Origin of the sequence: Dolichospermum sp. UHCC 0315A, assembly GCF_008121535.1 — a bacterium.
Classification (GTDB): domain Bacteria; phylum Cyanobacteriota; class Cyanobacteriia; order Cyanobacteriales; family Nostocaceae; genus Dolichospermum; species Dolichospermum lemmermannii.
Genome location: NZ_CP043056.1, coordinates 3,904,773 through 3,923,080, shown reverse-complemented (window position 1 = coordinate 3,923,080; position 18,308 = coordinate 3,904,773). Strand labels below are relative to the sequence as shown.

The 18,308-nt window shown below is 38.8% G+C and carries 15 protein-coding genes and 2 pseudogenes; 7 read left to right on the top strand and 10 right to left on the bottom strand.

Annotated elements, in window-relative coordinates; genetic code table 11:
* Positions 1-105: 105 nt before the first annotated feature.
* Positions 106-1,224, bottom strand: a complete 1,119-nt coding sequence (locus tag BMF77_RS18790) for a GTP-binding protein (protein WP_148764929.1) — start codon at positions 1,222-1,224, stop codon at positions 106-108.
* A gap of 210 nt (positions 1,225-1,434) precedes the next feature.
* Positions 1,435-1,560: pseudogene (locus BMF77_RS28085) on the bottom strand (Uma2 family endonuclease); the annotation flags it as partial.
* A 149-nt stretch (positions 1,561-1,709) separates the two neighbouring features.
* On the opposite strand from BMF77_RS28085, the gene cysS reads away from it, so the two are divergent.
* From cysS to BMF77_RS18760, 4 genes are all read left to right on the top strand, one after another.
* Positions 1,710-3,149, top strand: a complete 1,440-nt coding sequence (gene cysS / locus BMF77_RS18775) for a cysteine--tRNA ligase (RefSeq protein WP_148764927.1) — start codon at positions 1,710-1,712, stop codon at positions 3,147-3,149.
* 76 nt (positions 3,150-3,225) lie between these two features.
* Positions 3,226-4,662: a TldD/PmbA family protein gene (locus BMF77_RS18770; protein ID WP_148764925.1), complete on the top strand. Its 1,437-nt coding sequence runs from the start codon at positions 3,226-3,228 to the stop codon at positions 4,660-4,662.
* Positions 4,663-4,815: 153 nt separating this feature from the next.
* Positions 4,816-5,580 (top strand): Uma2 family endonuclease, encoded by a 765-nt coding sequence (locus BMF77_RS18765; RefSeq protein WP_148764923.1) that lies wholly within the window; start codon positions 4,816-4,818, stop codon positions 5,578-5,580.
* A 3-nt stretch (positions 5,581-5,583) separates the two neighbouring features.
* On the top strand, positions 5,584-6,933 hold the full coding sequence (locus BMF77_RS18760; RefSeq protein WP_148764921.1) for a TldD/PmbA family protein: 1,350 nt from the start codon (positions 5,584-5,586) through the stop codon (positions 6,931-6,933).
* Between the two features lie 149 nt (positions 6,934-7,082).
* Here the strand turns inward: BMF77_RS18760 and BMF77_RS18755 are convergent, their stop codons facing one another.
* The 3 genes and pseudogenes from BMF77_RS18755 to BMF77_RS18745 form a co-directional block, all read right to left on the bottom strand.
* Positions 7,083-7,298 carry an NAD(P)H-quinone oxidoreductase subunit O gene (locus tag BMF77_RS18755; RefSeq protein WP_015079980.1) on the bottom strand — a complete coding sequence of 72 codons (216 nt, stop codon included), beginning with the start codon at positions 7,296-7,298 and terminating at the stop codon, positions 7,083-7,085.
* A gap of 267 nt (positions 7,299-7,565) precedes the next feature.
* A complete protein-coding gene (locus BMF77_RS18750; protein ID WP_148764919.1) occupies positions 7,566-8,573 on the bottom strand; it encodes a hypothetical protein in 1,008 nt (335 codons plus the stop codon).
* Positions 8,574-8,609: 36 nt separating this feature from the next.
* Positions 8,610-8,756: pseudogene (locus BMF77_RS18745) on the bottom strand (zinc finger domain-containing protein); the annotation flags it as partial.
* 196 nt (positions 8,757-8,952) lie between these two features.
* On the opposite strand from BMF77_RS18745, the gene chlP reads away from it, so the two are divergent.
* The gene (gene chlP / locus BMF77_RS18740) at positions 8,953-10,173 is read left to right on the top strand and encodes a geranylgeranyl reductase (protein ID WP_148764917.1); all 1,221 of its coding nucleotides are present in this window, start codon (positions 8,953-8,955) and stop codon (positions 10,171-10,173) included.
* A gap of 77 nt (positions 10,174-10,250) precedes the next feature.
* Here the strand turns inward: chlP and BMF77_RS18735 are convergent, their stop codons facing one another.
* From BMF77_RS18735 to rpmI, 5 genes are all read right to left on the bottom strand, one after another.
* Positions 10,251-12,233, bottom strand: coding sequence for a primary-amine oxidase (locus BMF77_RS18735; protein WP_168204463.1), 1,983 nt, complete (start codon positions 12,231-12,233; stop codon positions 10,251-10,253).
* 202 nt (positions 12,234-12,435) lie between these two features.
* Positions 12,436-12,960: a tetratricopeptide repeat protein gene (locus BMF77_RS18730; RefSeq protein ID WP_148764913.1), complete on the bottom strand. Its 525-nt coding sequence runs from the start codon at positions 12,958-12,960 to the stop codon at positions 12,436-12,438.
* Positions 12,961-13,030: 70 nt separating this feature from the next.
* Positions 13,031-13,816 carry a transporter substrate-binding domain-containing protein gene (locus BMF77_RS18725; protein ID WP_148764911.1) on the bottom strand — a complete coding sequence of 262 codons (786 nt, stop codon included), beginning with the start codon at positions 13,814-13,816 and terminating at the stop codon, positions 13,031-13,033.
* Positions 13,817-13,926: 110 nt separating this feature from the next.
* A complete protein-coding gene (gene rplT / locus BMF77_RS18720; protein WP_015079973.1) occupies positions 13,927-14,283 on the bottom strand; it encodes a 50S ribosomal protein L20 in 357 nt (118 codons plus the stop codon).
* 20 nt (positions 14,284-14,303) lie between these two features.
* Positions 14,304-14,501 carry a 50S ribosomal protein L35 gene (gene rpmI, locus BMF77_RS18715; RefSeq protein WP_015079972.1) on the bottom strand — a complete coding sequence of 66 codons (198 nt, stop codon included), beginning with the start codon at positions 14,499-14,501 and terminating at the stop codon, positions 14,304-14,306.
* 635 nt (positions 14,502-15,136) lie between these two features.
* Between rpmI and BMF77_RS18710 the strand changes: the two genes are divergently transcribed.
* Together BMF77_RS18710 and BMF77_RS18705 are read left to right on the top strand one after the other, a co-directional pair.
* Positions 15,137-16,156 (top strand): serine/threonine-protein kinase, encoded by a 1,020-nt coding sequence (locus BMF77_RS18710; protein WP_246862963.1) that lies wholly within the window; start codon positions 15,137-15,139, stop codon positions 16,154-16,156.
* 551 nt (positions 16,157-16,707) lie between these two features.
* On the top strand, positions 16,708-18,111 hold the full coding sequence (locus tag BMF77_RS18705; RefSeq protein WP_148764909.1) for a reverse transcriptase domain-containing protein: 1,404 nt from the start codon (positions 16,708-16,710) through the stop codon (positions 18,109-18,111).
* Positions 18,112-18,308 lie beyond the last annotated feature (197 nt).

The window sequence follows — 18,308 nt, the reverse complement described above, 5'->3', positions numbered from 1 at the left end:
CAAGTTTGTACCTCATTAGAGCGAAATCTGCTGTATTATAGCATTGACAAAAAACAAGAACCCCGACTTCTTGAAGAAGTCGGAGATATGGATATTATTTAATTACTACTTCCCAAATCCTTTACCTTTACTAATAGAAGGAAGACAAATACAGTTTTCTAACTGCTGAAGTAAGGTTTCGGTATCCAGATTTTGACCAATTAACACTAACTGATTTTTCTTTTCACCTTTCCATTGATCATCATCAATAGTGAAGCGTTTACCGCATAGATGGAAAATATGACGTTGAGGACTTTCATCAAACCACATAATTCCCTTAGCACGGAAAACATTTGTGGGTAATTGGTTATCTAAGAAATGTTGAAACTTTCTAATCGAAAAAGGTTTTTCACTTTGGAAAGAAATAGAGATAAAACCATCATTTTCTAAGTGGTCAGAATGATGATGATGTTCATGATCATGGTGGTCATGGCCACAGGTAGAATGATCATGATCATCGTGATGTTCATGTCCACAATCAGCATGATCATGGTCATCATGATCATGATGTTCTTCTGCGTGGTCATCAAAATATTTATCAGATTCAAACAAACCAACACTAAGAATTAAGGGAAGGGGAACTTGGGATTTTGTCGTGCGAATAATTCTGGAACCTTCCTTAATATTGTTGATTTTTTTCTCCAATTCCTGCAAAGTGGTTTCATCAACTAAATCAGTTTTATTGAGAATAATGACATCACCATAAGTAATTTGACTCAAAGCCGCTTCAGAATTGAATAAATCTAAGCTATAATTTGCCGCATCAACTACAGTAATAATAGAATCTAACCGAGTTAGATCTCGCAATTCTGAACCCAGAAATGTCATAGCTACGGGTAAAGGATCTGCTAAACCAGTGGTTTCTACAACTAGATAATCTAGCTTTTGTTCCCTTTCCAAAACTTTGTAAACAGCATCAACCAAGTCATTATTAATTGTGCAACAAATACAGCCATTACTTAATTCCACCATGTTTTCATCAGTGGAAACAACCAATTCATTATCAATACCAATTTCGCCAAATTCATTCACTAACACAGCAGTTTTTACACCTTGCTGATTTGTGAGAATATGGTTGAGTAAAGTCGTCTTACCACTACCAAGGAAACCCGTAATAATTGTTACTGGTAAACCTTGTTTAGCAGATTCCATTGCGTGAGATTCGGAATTAACTGTTGTTTGCATAGTCATAAAGGAGGATTTTGGTGTATTCTAAATTTTATCTTGATTTTGTCCACTCGGCGTTAGAGTAATACCAAATTAAGATGAAGCTGTATAGAATCAGATTTCAAGAATAATTGACCGCAGATAAACGCAGATAAACGCAGATGAAGACGGATGAATTTATGGATTTCATGATTCTGTGCCGTCTCATATAAAATTGGTATAACATATTTACATACTAGCTTGAAAAATCTGGTTAACACTGAGGGTAAGCTCTGGGAAAGTTGGTGATACTATAGTTTGATTTTCTCTAAATTGACTAACTCGATATTCTCCATTGATTAAATGATAGATTGAATCATACTTTACCTCCAGGTGTTGACAAGATTACGAACTATTACTAACAATAATCATAGCCAATTATTAGCTACTAAAATTTTCATTTACGCCATTGTCATCAACTTGCGTTATCATTGTTTATCGTCAGATTGCCTTATTCCTCTATTATGACCCTATCTATTTACAATACTCTCACCCGTCGTCAAGAACAATTTACCACCGTCGAACCTGGCAAGGTTAAGATGTATTATTGCGGCGTGACAGTTTATGATTACTGCCATTTGGGTCATGCTAGAGCTTGTATTGTTTGGGATGCAGTGCGTCGTTATCTGCAATTTATCGGTTATGATGTCCGCTATATCCAAAATTTTACGGATATTGATGATAAAATTCTCAAACGCGCCAGAGAAGAAGGTTCTTCCATGGAAGTTGTCGCCGAAAAATATATTCAAGCATATTTTGAAGATATGTCGCGGTTGGGAATTAAAGAAGCTGATGAATACCCCCGCGCTACACATACAATGAATGGTATTCAAAGATTAATTCATGATTTAGAACATAAAGGTTTTGCTTATCCGTCTCATGGTGATGTGTATTATGCAGTCCAGAATTTTGCCGAATATGGCAAACTTTCGGGACGGAAATTAGAAGATATGCAAGCCGGTGCAAGTGAACGGGTAAACGTCGAAGACCCAGAATATCAAAAGAAGCGATACCCCTTTGATTTTGCCCTGTGGAAGTCTGCAAAACCCGGTGAACCCGCGTGGGAGTCTCCTTGGGGAAAAGGTCGCCCCGGATGGCATATAGAATGCTCGGCCATGGTACGCGATCGCTTGGGTGATACCATAGATATTCATGCTGGTGGTGCTGACTTAATTTTCCCCCACCATGAAAACGAAATTGCTCAATCGGAAGCAGTTACCGGCAAACCTTTAGCCAATTATTGGTTACACAACGGCATGGTCAAAGTAGATGGGGAAAAAATGTCCAAATCCTTGGGTAATTTTATCACCATTCGTCAATTATTAGATCGGGGTGTAGACCCAATGGCTGTGCGTTTATTTGTGATGATGGCACAATATCGTAAACCCATAGATTTTACCGATGATGCTATATTAGCAGCAACCAACGGCTGGCATACTATCAAAGAAGGTTTATTATTTGGACATCAACATGGTAAAAAACTAGAGTGGGATGAATCTAACCAAATCCAAAATTCCGAGATTGAGAGATTTCAAGAAGCCGTTAATGATGATTTTAATTTTCCTGGTGGTTTAGTAATAATTTTTGAATTAGCCAAAGAGCTAAATCGGGAAAGAAACATCATTGTTCATCAAGGAAAAACAGAAACCCCAGCAAATGAGTTACTTGAAAAATGGCAAACCCTAATTAAATTAGCAGACGTTTTAGGTTTAACCGCCCAACCAGAACCAGAAACTCCTAAACAAGATAGTATAAGCGATACCGAAATTGAAGAACTAATTCAAGAAAGACAAGAAGCAAGAAAAAACAAAAACTTCGCTGAATCAGATAGAATTCGTGATCAACTATTAACCAAAGGCATCACCTTAATAGATAGTAAAGAAGGCACACGCTGGCACAGATAATAAATTTAAAATTCCTCTCTGCGCCTGGAGCGTCTCTGCGTGCAAAAAAAATAATTCTCAATTTTTAATTAACACCATGTGGAAACAATTAACAACCGCAATTTCTCATTTAAACATCCCCGCTGACTGGGTAGGAATTAGAGCCGTAAAAACAACTTCAACCCATCATTCCGTGCGTGATGGTTTACCCCAAAGCAATGGTAAATCATTAGATATGGGAGCAATGATAGAAGTCATAGTTGATGGTTGTTTAGGTTATGCAGCCACCAACTCCTTAGATATTTCCAGCTTACAAAACGCTGCGGAAATCGCCTATAAACAAGCATTAGTAGCCAGTAAATGGTGGATATATCCCCTGAGTGAAAATACCCGTCCTCAAGTAGTTGGTGAATATAACTCACCATTTTTAGAACCATTTGACGCTTTTAGTCCTGGAGAAATCAACAACTTACTAATTCGGATTTGTCAGCAACTCAAAATTAACGATAAAATCATTCAAACTACAGCCACCGTCGGTACAGATCAAAAAGAAACTTGGTTTGTGAGTAGTAATGGTTCCGAAATATATCAGAATATTCTATCTCTTAGTCATCATTTTGGAGCGATCGCTCAAGATGGCACAATCGTCCAACAACGCAGCAATAACGGCGCTCATGCAAACTCTTATCAAGGAGGTTGGGAACTTTTCAAACACGATAATTTATGGCATCAAGTTCAAAAAGTTGGTGAACAGGCATTAGAATTATTAACAGCGGAAGAATGTCCAAATACCCGCACCAATTTAGTTTTAGCACCAGACCAAATGATGCTACAAATTCACGAAAGTATCGGACATCCTTTAGAAATTGACCGCATTTTAGGAGATGAACGCAACTATGCCGGCGGTAGCTTTGTTACCAAAGATGATTTTGGTAAATTAGAATATGGTTCACCGCTGATGAATATCACCTTTGATCCTACAGTACCAGGTGAATTTGCCAGTTATAGTTTTGATGATACTGGTGCAGCAGCCACCAAAGAATATGTGATTAAAAAAGGCATTTTACAACGGGGTTTAGGCAGTTTAGAAAGTCAAGCCAGAGCAGATTTACCCGGTGTTGCTTGTGCGCGTGCTTGTTCCTGGAATCGTCCCCCAATTGATAGAATGGCTAACTTGAATTTAGAACCAGGAAACGCCACCTTTGAGGAAATTATCTCAGGAATAGAACATGGGATTTACATGGAATCTAACCGTTCTTGGTCAATAGATGATCAACGTTATAAATTTCAATTTGGTTGTGAATATGCCAAATTAATTGAAAACGGTAAACTTACTAAAACCCTGCGTAATCCTAACTATCGTGCCACTACGCCAGAATTTTGGCATAGTTTAATTAAAGTTGGTAATGATACTAATTGGCAAATATATGGTACACCTTTCTGCGGTAAAGGAGAACCAAATCAAGCCATTTCTGTAGGTCATGGTTCACCAGTTTGTGAATTTGCAAATGTGGAGGTTTTTGGTGGTGGTTAATGAATTATGTTTCGCGCAAAGAGGCAAAGGAGCAAAGGCGCAAAGTTAAAGTAGGTTGGGTTAAGCGATAGCGCAACCCAACAAAGAATTGATAATATATTGATCTTGAATTAATGCTACAATAAACAAGTAACTACTTGATGCCATATCAATATGATCATTGCTCAAGAATTAGAATCACAACAAGACATCTCCGCAGATGTAATATTTCCTCCTAGTGATTTATATAGTGATGAACCTCCCGTGGAAACTGAACTACATCTACGACAAATAATTTTACTTTTCAAATGTTTAGAATGGTTATGGAAAGATAGAACAAATTTCTATGCTGCGGGAAATTTGACTATTTACTATAGTCCTAACCAAAAAAAATCAGAATATTTCCGAGGTCCTGATTTTTTTGTGGTCTTGGAAACTGAACGCAAAACCCGCAAAAGCTGGGTAGTGTGGGAAGAAGATGGTAAATATCCTAATTTCATTTTAGAAATTCTTTCACCCAGTACAGCTAATACTGATAGAGAATATAAAAGGGAACTTTATCAAAATACTTTCCGCACACCGGATTATTTTTGGTTTGACCCTTATACATTAGAATTTGCAGGTTTTCATTTAGTTGATAATAAATATCAACCTTTAGGACTAAATGAAAAGGGACATTTATGGAGTGAACAGTTAGGTTTATACTTAGGGATTCATCAAGGATTGTTGAGGTATTTTACTCCAGCAGGAGAGTTAGTACCTACACCAGAAGAAACCGCAGAAGAGGAAACTAAAAAAACAGCAATACAAGTGCAAAGAGCAGAAATAGAATCCCAAAGAGCAGAAATAGAATCTCAAAGAGCAGAATGGGAAGCTAGAAGATCAGAACGGTTAGCAGCAAAATTGCGAGAATTAAATATTGATCCAGATACAATTTAAAAAATGAAACCAGAAGAATTATCAACGCTAGAAAAAACTTTTAATCAACTTGTGGAAACCCTGCTGATTAAAAAAGCAGAAAATGAACATTTTACTGTGCGACTTAGCAGCGAAAGTAGTCAATTTACCCGCTTTAATTCTGCCAAAGTTAGACAAACAGGTTATGTTCATGATGGTTCGATTCAACTAACCTTAATGGCCAATCAACGCAGTAGTTTTCGTCAGTTTCCCTTTACTGGAAATTGGGAAATAGACTGGGAATTAGTATCCACTGCTTTACAAGAATTACGTGATGAATTAACATTATTACCAATTGATCCTTATTTAGTTTTACCATCAGGAAATCATAGCAGTCGAGAAATTAATATTGGTAAATTACTAACTCCAGAAATATTAGTTCCTAGTATTCTCGAACCTGTGACTAATTTAGATTTTACGGGGATGTATGCTGGGGGAATTGTCATCAGAGGTTATGGTGATTCTAGCGGACAAAAACACTGGTTTGTGACTGATTCCTTTAATTTAGATTATTCCTTATTTATGGCATCAGGACAAGCTGTAAAAGGAACTTTTGCCGGCAGTGAATGGAATGAAGCTGCTTATTTAGCTAAAATAAATGATGGGAAACAGCAGCTAGAAATGCTATCTCGTCCAGTTAAAGAATTACCAAAAGGACAATATAAAACCTATTTTGCTCCCGCTGCGGTGGCTAATTTATTGGGTATGCTTTCCTGGGGTGCTATCAGTGAAGCTAGTATTCAACAAGGTAATAGTGCTTTAGCTGCTTTATCACGTCAAGAAAAACAACTTTCTTCAAAATTCACTTTAAAAGAAAATTTTCAAAGTGGTTTAGTTCCCAGATTTAATAATTTAGGAGAAATGGCTGCATCCGAATTAACTTTAATTGAAAAAGGGATTTTAATTAATAGCTTAGTTAATTCTCGCACAGCGAAAGAATATCATAAACCCGCTAATGGTGCGAATGGTTCAGAAACCTTACGTTCTCCCGAAATTAATCCTGGTAATTTGGCATTTGAGAAGATTTTACCCAGTTTAGATACAGGGTTATATGTTTCTAATTTACATTATTTAAACTGGAGCGATCGCCCATCTGGGAGAATTACAGGGATGACTCGTTATGCTTGCTTTTGGGTAGAAAATGGCGAAATTATTGCCCCCATTGCTAACCTACGCTTTGATGAAAGTCTCTATCGTTTTTGGAGCGCAGAAAATCTCATTGATTTAACAAACTTCCAGGAATTTATTCCCGAAGTCGGAACTTACGAAAGCCGACAATTAGGAGGAAGTTTAGTTCCTGGTATGTTGGTGAAAAATTTCACCTATACATTATAAACCTTATCAACCTTAGATTCCCAACCGCAATATATATTAGGGAGGGAATTGGGGTTGAATCTTAATTCTACCACTTGTTGGGTAGTTCCACGCTGCCCTTAGGGTCAGGCGTGGGGCTTCTGTCGGTTAAGCTAAAGCACAATTACCAATTAAACAAACTCTTCCAACTGTTCTAACTTTAACCAAATATTTGGCGTTGGCACTTGTCCAAACTTCACCAAAGCATAATCACCCTTAATATCGACAATTTCCCCCTTAGTTTCAAACAAATAACTAGGAAAGCGGGAATCACTAGCTTTAGCTTCTAGACTATTTTCCAACTTTTCCCGAATAGCCCGCACCATATTGCCTTTTTTAACAGCCATAAATTCCCCTCGTTCCAAAATAAACGCTTTTACTCAAAATTTTATCTTGTACCCAGACACAAAGGTAATTTCTTTCCTCAAAAAACATAACCGCCTACCTTGGTAGTAAGCGGTTTCAGAAAATTAATATTTAGTTCAAGATAGTTCTTCCTTATCAAATTCATGATAACAAATCCCAAAGCAATTGTCAACCCCCCAATTCTCTATTTTCGCGCTTTGATTTATTTGTAAATTCTGCGGGGGGTTGCTGATTTTCGCCTCACTCAATTATTGTGCAAATCTAGCTAATAACTCCTCACGAGATAATTGTAGAAGCAAAGGAGTAAATTCTTCCCTATTCATGGCAATTAGAGGGTTGATAATTGTTTGTAGCTGAGAATCAACCTGTCCAAACCGGACTTGCATGATACTTTCAATCATAGCGCGTCGTTCCCTTTCTACACCTTCTTGTCGTCCTTCTTGTCGTCCTTCTTGTCGTCCTTCTTGTCGTCCTTCTTGTCGTCCCTCTTGTCGTCCTTCTTGTCGTCCTTCCTCAAGTCCCTCTTGAAGTCCTTGTTTTTTAAGTGCTTCTAATTGTTGTTGATACATTTCCGATAATTTCATAATCAACTCCTGATCATCTTTATCAATATCGTGTTCTTGTCGTTGACGTGCAGATAACACAGCAATTAGGTTATGTACCAATTGTATGACATCCGCAAGGAAGGGACTATTATTTGCCAGTGCTTCTAATTCTTCAACCGCTTGTCGTTGTACTTTCCCTTTCCCTAAAATTCTCAGAAATAGGGTTTCTGGTGTGTTGGGGAGTTGGTGAATCGCAATAATTACGGTTTTTAAGCCTTCTCCCAAAAAATAAATCCCTTTTCCCCAGTTTTCTTCATCTCCAGTTGTATTAAAACTTGTGAGAAGTTCCGCTGACGCAGTAGGAGAAAAAATCCATAGCCGGGGTAATTCGGCTTCATTTATACGGTTATTATTGCGATTAGATTGACGCTCTATGTCTCCATGGATGTCAAATAATTTACCCATGCAACTGCGAATTTCACTTTTAGTGACAGCATTACGGAATGGTTCAAATATAGCATAATTTCTCACCATCCGTCCCAATATTCCTAGGGCTTCCAGGCTTTGTGTTGGTTGGGGTGAAGGAATAAATACAACGTCAATTTGTCTGACTTCTGCTGTGATATCTTTACTGGTTTCTACTTGACCATAGGGTGTTAATAGTTCAGTTAGATATTGTTTGGCAAATTGATCATGGATAAAGCGAGTCATTTAAGTTGATTTGAAGACAGAAATATGAATTTAACACTAACTTTGAAATTGAGAACAAAAATGACTGGAACGCCCACCTAATTTAATGCGTTGGATAATATTACCACAAACCTTACAAAGTTCGCCAGTGCGGTAAGCTTCACCGCCATAATTACCATTAACGCCTTTAACACTCAATAAATTCATCAACAGAAAATAGTGAAGGTATTGTTAATTACCATTGATTAATCTCTACTTATAGGATAAGAAATGTGGGGTTTTTATATCGAAATATTAAGGAATATTGCATTTCTATCAAAACATAGAGCTATAGAAGGAATTCAGCCAAAAGTCCGTGATAGGATACTTTGGGAAAATGTTTATAATTGGGAGAAAACCTTTGACACTACGGGTTGCTGTTGTTGGTTCAGGACCTGCGGGTTCATGCGCTGCTGAAACACTAGCTAAAGCTGGGATTGAAACCTATTTATTTGAGCGGAAGCTAGATTACGCCAAGCCTTGCGGGGGTGCTATTCCCCTCTGTATGGTGAAGGAATTTGACTTACCTCCAGAAATTATTGACCGTCAAGTCCGCAAAATGAAAATGATTTCTCCCTCTAATCGTGAGGTTGATATCAATCTAATAAATCAAGATGAATACATAGGAATGTGCCGCAGAGAAGTGTTGGATGGCTTCTTGCGAGACCGGGCGGAAAAATTAGGGGCAAATTTAATTAACGCCACTGTTCATAAAGTTGATATTCCTGCCGGCAAGTCTGACCCCTATACAATCCACTACGTTGACCATACAGGAGAAGGAGCGCAGGGCGTTACTAAAACCCTGAAAGTGGATTTAATCGTTGGTGCGGACGGGGCAAATTCCCGCATTGCTAAGGATATGGGTGCTGGGGATTACAATTATGCGATCGCTTTCCAAGAACGTATTCGTCTTCCCCAAGACAAAATGGCCTATTACAATGAACTCGCCGAAATGTACGTTGGCGATGATGTTTCTACCGACTTCTACGCTTGGGTATTCCCCAAATATGATCACGTAGCGGTAGGTACTGGCACAATGCACATCAACAAAGCCAGAATCAAACAATTCCAAGCTGGTATTCGCGCCCGTGCTTCTGAAAAACTAGCCGGCGGTGAAATCATCAAAATAGAGGCACACCCCATCCCCGAACATCCCCGTCCCCGTCGCGTTGTTGGACGCATAGCCTTGGTAGGAGATGCTGCTGGTTATGTTACCAAGTCTTCTGGTGAAGGTATTTACTTTGCGGCTAAATCTGGCAGAATGTGCGCCGAGGCCATTGTAGAAGCAGCTAACGGCGGTGCGCGGATTCCCACAGAAGCCGATCTCAAAGTATACCTGAAACGTTGGGATAAGAAATACGGACTCACCTACAAAGTATTAGACATTCTCCAAAACGTCTTCTATCGTTCCGATGCTACCCGCGAAGCATTTGTAGAAATGTGTGATGACATGGATGTACAAAAGCTAACTTTTGATAGTTATCTTTATAAAACTGTAGTTCCCGCTAACCCCTTCACTCAATTAAAAATTACTGCCAAAACTCTTGGTAGCTTAATTCGTGGTAACGCCCTTGCGCCCTAAAAGGGGACATGAGAAGCCCAGAAATAAATTTTGGGCTTCTTTTTTTTTGGGTGAATAAATTACATATTATTTTTGTTTCACTCACCCAAATTAATCGCGGGATTCCTCTTAAAAAATCCCCTGGGCATCAATTTAAAACCAACGCGGTGAGTTGGCATTACAGGCCAATCTTCTGGACGGGGAATATGAGTGATTCCCATTGTGTACCAGACAACTAGATCTTCATTATTCACAGATTCATTATCACCAATATATTTTGGTAAACCCTCCCCCAATTGCGTTTGATTGGGATAATCTCCACCTGCATACATTTCACTGGGTTTATATTTTGTCACCCAAAAATGATGAGTTGCAAAACCTGCTTTTTTCCTAATATTTGCACCTTCTACCGCATACAAAATTGTATTTCCTCCTGGCATTAACATATATGCAGGTGAAACACCTAAATTATTTTGTTTATTTGCACTAGCAATCATCCATTCTCGACTGTGTTGAATATCCATATCACGCACAGCAGATTTTTCGGTTTTTAGTGGAGTATCTTCTACAGTTATGGCATTGCCTAACGGGTTTTTATCACCCATTGGTAACGCTTCTACATTCATTTCCATTACAGAATTAGCTTGTCCATCTATATCTAAATCTAAGCGATAATTGAAGAAATGCTGATGATTTACTCCAAAGATATTTTTAGCTAATAATCTACCAAATGACTTATTTTCAGTTTGTTTTATGCTGGCTGTTCCCTGGACTAAATCAATTCCCGTTAACTCATTCTCTACTTCTAAAGTACCGTCTTGCCTAAATATCCAATTGATACTGTAATCATAGTTGTCAACTGTCGTCATCATTTTTATGACTAATTCACGATTGCGACGGACATAATTTTTTTGCGTGCTGTAATCAAAATGTTTCCACAGGATACCGTTATCTCTTTCATAGATACCAATTAATCCGGGTATGTTGAAAGGTTCTCCTGCACTATTAGCAAGCACTGTATTCAGTAAAACTCCATTTTCAGGAATTTCTTTACCTAATTCTAGTTTATTCGCTAATAATCCCAAATTATATTCTCCCACATCAAAGGCATTACGAAATGACCAATTGGGCTGAGGATGACCGTAAGGAACTGCCATTTCTGAAAGACTACCACGATATAAAATTGATCTATCTTTTTCACCATCATTATATTTGACAAGATACAAAACTAAACCTTCGCGGGGGTGCATTAAATAACGAAATTTCCAACCTTGCCAAGTAATTTCATTACCTTTAATTTGGAAACTTGTTCCTTCTGGTTGATTAATATTTAATGGTTTTGGTGGTGCAATTACTTGACTAAAAGCATTAACATCATAATCCCAATTTTCTTGGGAAAGAGGAACTATCCCATTATCAACAAAACTATCAACTTGACCTTTATTTAAATTAACTGTAACTAAAACGCCTTCTATGGGACGGGCATAAAAATTCCAATGTTTACCTTGATAATAAGATAATGCTCGACAAATTCGATTACCAGATTTTGCTTCTGCTTTATTGAGTATTCCTGCTCCCCAACAACTTATTTCTACATTTTTAAAATCTTTAATTCCCCGTTTTTGCATAGCTAGTTGCCAACGTAAATCTGATTTTACAACTTCGTTAGCTATGGCATAATCTGGGTTTAAAATAGCAGGTTGTCCATGCGGTATTTCTTGCCAGGAAGTGAGGTTTTTAGTGTTTAAATTAACTGTTCCAGTAAAGGTTTTATTCAGTTCTATTTCATAAACTTGCAAAAAAACCTGGCGGAGAAATGATTTACCAGGTGTAAAATTTAAGACTGCTTTTTTATCGGGTTCTTGTAAGGCAATTATGGGAAAAATTGCGGTTTCACTGAGCTTTTTTTGCTCTTTAACTATGGTAACTGCTGTATTAATTTCTTGTTCTGTTAAGGGGTTGAGAGGGTGTGGAATTATCGCTTCTTCAGCTAATACAATGTTAGGAAATCCCCAGCAGATATTAATGCAAATAATAATGCTAATAGTTAGCCTGTAAAAAAGATTTAACCTCTTAATCATCTTGCACATTTTTCTGAAAAAGTACATTTATTGATTCCTCAACTAAAGATGAGAAACAGTAAGATTAAGAGGATATTTTAACTCTCCTCGTTCCCATACTCTGTATGGGAATGAATTCTAGAAGGCTCTGCCTTTGATAAAAGTAGAGGCAGAGCCTCTGTGATAGCATTCCCAGTCAGAGACTGGGAACGAGATAATTTACTTATATAGAAATTAAGCGACGTAAAGATTCAGCCCGACGTTTAGCAACGGGGTTATTAGGTGATAATTTGAGTGTTGCTTCATACATTTCCAAGGCTTGAGCAGTCAATTTTTTCTTCTCATAAGCGTGTCCGAGATTATTTAAGGCTGATACATAATCTGGGTTCAATTTAATCGCTTCTTTGTACTGACGAATTGCTAAGTCATATTGCTCTTGAGCAAAGTAAACATATCCCAAACCGTTGTAAATGGGAGCAATAGATTCTTCTCCCTCTTCTTCGGCTGCTTTGAGAGATTTTTGAAATAGGGGTATGGCTTGACTAAATACTTTTTTTTCTGAATAGATACTAGCTAATTCATAATATTCTTGAGCCGTACCTTTTTCTTTAGTTAATTTGTTTTTTAACTTACCTAGAGAGTTTTCAAGTTTGCGGGTTTTGAATACTTGACGAAAAACACTCACACCTGCAAATGCAAGTAAACTAACGAAAATTGACAGATAAATGACGACTAAATTGCTATCCATTTTCTACAAATACAAATTATTAAAATACCCTATCTATTATCAGTTATTAGGTTGTATATTTCTCACTAAATTACGACAATCCCCAATATTCTATCCGTTCTTTTAGCCAACCTGTAACTGTATAACGAGCGATCGCTTCATTCACATTACGTCTTAACTCATCATACTGCAATCCCTTTGGCATAACTACAGATAATGGTTGTGCTGATAATTTAGTTGTCAATATGCGATAACCAGGATGTGCTTGCACCCAACCACTAATAACGCTGACATCCGCTGCAAAACCATCTACCTGATTATTTTCTATTTTTTCCCAACCTTGGGCGTAAGAATTTACGCCGACCAATTCAGCAGACGGTGTAAAATATTTTAAGTATCCAACAGTGCTAGAGTTGTTGAGAACGGCTATTTTCCCTTTGTCTATATCTTTTAATTCTTGAATAGATGTATTTTTTGTAACTATTGCTGCCCCATCATAATAATAAGGAACACTGAAGCTAACAATGCGGGAACGTGACTCTGTGGCTGTGACTCCAGCAATAGCCAAATCAACTTGTTGATTAAAGACTACAGGTAAGCGATCGCTATTGGCTACCGGTTGCAATTTCACAGCATCAGCTTTACCCAACAAATCACTGGCCAAACGTTTGGCTAAATCAATCTCTAACCCTTGTAAATTGCCCTTGTCATCTCTGAATCCCAAAGGACGAAGATTATCCTTAACTGCCATATTTAAATAGCCTCGCTGCTGAATTTCCGCCATTGTTGCGGCAGATGCAGTTAAATTTCCACTGGGAAAAGACAGCCAAAAAATCAAAGATAGGGTAGCGGATAATACCAGATGTAACTTATTCATAATCGCTCTGCGTTTTACTCCAATTAAAAATGCCAAAAAGTTTCTTGATTTTTAATTTTCAATTCTCCGAAGTGCCATCTGTTACATCCGTTATTCATCCGTTGCCACCTTTATCCGTTAACCGAGTTAGCGAGTTCCGCAATTTTAGCGAAGCTTGCAGGATCAAGAATTGCCAATTGTGCCAACATTTTGCGGTTTAGTTCCACATTGGCCTTTTTTAAATTACCAATCAAACGGCTATAGCTTAAACCATGTTGTCTAGAAGCTGCGTTAATCCGCGCTATCCACAGACGGCGAAAATCACGCTTCTTCTTTTTGCGATCGCGGTAAGCACTGCGAAGCGCCTTCATTACTTGTTGGTTAGCGGTTCTAAACAAAGTTGAGTGAGAACCACGGAAACCTTTAGCTAATTTGAGAATTTTATTGCGGCGTTTACGAGCTACATTACCGCGTTTTACCCGAGTCATATCTTATTACCTGTGATCTTTTACAAATATGGAAGCATTAAACGCACGTTAGGTTCGTCCCGTTCATGAACAATTGCCATTTTGGACATATTGCTCTTTTTGCTAGAGGATTTATGCTCTAATAAGTGGTTTTTGAACGGTTTACGGCGGACGATTTTACCGGTACCGGTGACGCGGAATCTCTTCGCCGCAGCCTTGCGAGTCTTTAATTTAGGCATGGGATGGCTTTAATTCAACACAATCTACCATTATATATGAGAAAAGGCAAATTGTATGCCCCCTTGGCAAGATCGGCAAGGATTCCCAAAATATCTTAATTCAAGACTTGACAAGGCGAAAATTTTAGTTTACACTAATGTTAGGAGTAGAAATCTGTCCGCGCATATATATTAAACTTTTGGATTGTCTGAATCAGGATTTACAGGATTTTAGGACTTACAGGATGTTGGTTTGCGGTGGAGATTTTTGATTTTCAGTTTTTTATATGATTCTTGACATCAAGACTTGACAAGATGCGATAATTGGTTTACACTAATGTTAGGAGTATAAATCTATCCGCGCATATATAGTAAAATTTTGGATCGTCTGAATCAGGATTTACAGGATTTAAGGATGTACAGGATTGTGATATTATCATTACCTAAACTATCCTGATATGGCTACGCCACGCTTCGCTATCAGACAAATAAAAATATCCAACTTCCCACCAAAAATCATTCAACAACATCCTGTACATCCTTAAATCCTGGACATCCTGATTAAGACAATTAAACGCAGATGAACGCAGATAAACGCGGATGTTATACTAATTTTTAATTTCTCTCCCAATCCTGTAAATCCTGATTCAGACAATATGCAATCCTGGACACCTAACACCCCACTACAGAACGGACAGTATATCATTAAAAGAGCGATCGGTGGCGGTGGCTTTGGTGAAACCTATCTTGCAGAAGATACAGAAGAAAACAGGTTGGTTGTGATCAAAACCCTCAACCGGGAACAACGAGAAAAACCCGACTTTGCGGAAATACAAAAGAGGTTTAGAAAAGAAGCCTTAGATTTATCAAAATGCTATCATCCCCATATTGTCCAAGTTTACGACAATTTTCCTGAAGATGGACTTTGGGCTATTGTTATGGAACACATTGACGGTGATGATTTAGCAGCTTATGTGGAAAACTACACTGCTGAAAATGGTTACTTGTCAGAAACAGAAGCTTTGCGCTACATTGACCAAATCGGACAAGCTTTAGAATGTATTCATGAACGGAAACTTTTACACCGAGACGTGAAACCCAATAATATTTTGTTGCGACGGGAAAGCAAGGAAGCAGTATTAATTGATTTTGGGTTAGCGCGAGAATTTCAACCGGGAAAAATCAGAAGCATGACAGCGACGAAAACGGAAGGTTATGCACCGATAGAACAATATGAACGGCGTGGAGATTTTGGTTATTATACAGATGTTTATGCTTTAGCTGCGACATTATATAGTTTATTAACGAATAGAGTTCCCATTCCTGCTAATTATCGCGCTGAGGAAGATGTCAAGTTATCACCACCGCAAAAATTTAATCAGCAGATTAGCGACAAGGTAAATGCTGCTATTCTCAAAGGCATGGAGTTAGAACCTGTTAACCGGACTCAAACAGTGCGGGAGTTTCGGGAGTTGTTGGGTTTGGTGGTTAAACCTGTTGTGAATATTCCTACATCAACACCTGTTAATTTTGATATTCAACAACCAATTAATAATGTAGAGACGTTCCATGGAACGTCTCTACACACACCACCAAATAACCAAGAAGTAGCATTAAAATCATCCTGTGGAATGGACTACGGGAAACTGCGTGACTACCTCGCACAAAGGAAGTAAGTGCGATTCGTTGTTAGCTGAATCACGGTAATCAGTCCGTACATAAGCTAACCAACCTAATCCAATCATGGAAAAGGTTGAACTCTCGGTCTGATATGGGTGAAAGTCCCATCTACCAGACTCAGGTATGACTCCTTACCTGCCCACACTGACCAGACTCGGTTTCTGGAGGGTGAAGCTGGGAACAGGACGCAATCAGACATCCGTTGTGGGGTGACACTTGGCGTTAACGGGGAGTTCCTACGGTGAAACCGAGCCTCAAAAAGCAACCTACCTTGAAGCAGGACACAACACCAAAATCCTGACTTTACTGGAGTAAAATTCCCGCCGCATCTTTATTTAATAGCGGTAAGAGTCCAGGGAATCCAGTGGTTGAATTGGCTACACCTAACGGAACGAACAATCAACCGAGGGAACGAATAAAAACGAGTTGAGGGTCTAAGGGAGGTCGAACCCTAAGTAGGCTGGACGAGCAGCGGAATTCCCTCAATTTGGGTAGGACAGACCGTAATTGGTCTGAGGTGTTCAGAATACACAAATTGGAGCAGAGCATGATTAGACACAGAGACAACTCTAGTGAATCTTGGAAGACGTTACCTTGGAAGCAATTCCGCCGTAACTTATTTCGCCTACAAAAACGAGTGTACAAAGCGGTTCAAGTTGGAGACAAGCGCAAAGCGAAGTCACTACAAAAGCTGATTCTGAAATCAACCGCAGCAAGATTACTGGCTATTCGTCAAGTAACACAGCTAAATGCTGGGAAAAAGACAGCAGGAATAGACGGGAAAACCGCGCTCTCATTCGAGCAAAGGTTTGAACTAAGTGAAAAGCTTAGAACCGAATGTAACAACTGGAAACACCAGGGATTACGCGAAATACCCATCCCCAAAAAGGATGGCAAAACCCGCATTCTCAAAATCCCCACTATTGCAGATAGAGCATATCAATGCCTTATCAAATACGCATTAGAACCAGCGCATGAAGCAACCTTCCACGCTAGGAGCTATGGGTTTAGGACGGGTCGCTCTGCACACGATGTGCAAAAATACCTGTTTGACAACTTACGGTCAACAAGCAATGGAATAGAAAAACGAGTTATAGAACTCGATATTGAAAAATGCTTCGACAGGATAAACCACACCGCCATAATGGATAGACTCATCGCTCCTCATAGCATAAGACAGGGAATATTCCGCTGTCTCAAAGCCGGAGTCAATCCAGAGTTTCCCGAACAAGGAACACCCCAAGGTGGTGTAGTAAGTCCACTATTAGCTAACATCGCCTTAAACGGTATCGAAAGCATCCATAAATGCAAGGATGCTCGGAATAGAGTAACAGAGCCATCCATCCGGTACGCGGATGACATGGTAATAATACTCAGACCCCAAGACGATGCCACAGACATACTTGACAAAATCAGTCAGTTCCTAGCAGAGCGGGGAATGAAAGTCAGTGAGAAAAAGACAAAGCTAACCGCCGCGACAGATGGATTTGATTTCCTGGGCTGGAACTTTAAAGTCCAGAAAAACGGAAAGTTCAGAAGTGTCCCTTCAGTGGATAACTACAAAGCCTTTCGTAAGAAAGTGAAAGCCATCGTCAACAACTCGAATTATGGTGCTACCACAAAGGCTATGAAATTAGCCCCTGTAGTTAGAGGTTGGAGGAATTACCACCGCTTTTGCAAGATGAGCGGGTCGCGCAACTCGCTATACCACATCGAAACAAGAGCATTCAGGGTATTCAACAAGGAAACGAAACAGAACCGCTACACTAGCAAGCAATTACTAGATAAGGCGTTCCCAGCAGTTCCTTACTCCGAAAATAAACACATCAATGTCAAAGGTGAAAAGTCGCCTTACGACGGAGATTTGAGTTATTGGAGCGAGCGCAACAGTAAGCTCTATAACAACGATACCTCTAAAGCCCTTAAAAGGCAAAACCATAAATGTGGATAAGTAGGTCGGCGTTAAAAAATCAATCTATGTAACGAAATATAAATTAACGAATACCTTATAAATAGGGTGTTTCACGGTTTTTACAAAACTAAACATATATCGATTTTATTGGGCCGACTTACTTACTGTGGGCTAAAAATGCTTAGTGATGAGAAGGTACATTTACATCATGTTGATGGAAACCACCAAAACTGGAA